1 rRNA gene is annotated in these 687 nt (G+C 52.7%); it reads left to right on the top strand.

The features are described 5' to 3' along the window. Nucleotides 1–687: ribosomal RNA gene (locus AC3II9_RS21480) — 23S ribosomal RNA — on the top strand; the annotation flags it as partial.

Consider the following 687-nt stretch of genomic DNA (forward strand, 5'->3'; position numbering starts at 1 on the left):
CACGGGAGTCAGACTGCGAGTGATAAGATCCGTAGTCAAAAGGGAAACAGCCCAGACCACCAGCTAAGGTCCCAAAGTAATCGTTAAGTGGAAAAGGATGTGGCGTTGCTTAGACAACCAGGATGTTGGCTTAGAAGCAGCCATCATTTAAAGAGTGCGTAATAGCTCACTGGTCGAGTGACGCTGCGCCGAAAATGTATCGGGGCTAAACGATTCACCGAAGCTGTGGATTCACACCGTTGGTGTGAGTGGTAGGAGAGCGTTCTAACTGCGCTGAAGTCAGACCGGAAGGACTGGTGGAGCGGTTAGAAGTGAGAATGCCGGTATGAGTAGCGAAAGACAGGTGAGAATCCTGTCCACCGTATGACTAAGGTTTCCTGAGGAAGGCTCGTCCGCTCAGGGTTAGTCGGGACCTAAGCCGAGGCCGACAGGCGTAGGCGATGGACAACAGGTTGATATTCCTGTACTACCTCCCCACCGTTTGAGAAATGGGGGGACGCAGAAGGGTAGGGTAAGCAGAGCGTTGGTTGTCTCTGTTCAAGCAGTAAGGTGTGTACGTAGGCAAATCCGCGTACTCATACATTGAGCTGTGATGACGAGCCCGTATGGGCGAAGTTCCTGATCTCACGCTGCCAAGAAAAGCCTCTATCGAGGTGGGAGGTACCCGTACCGCAAACCGACACAGGT

The organism is Lysinibacillus sp. RU7 (assembly GCF_057837305.1).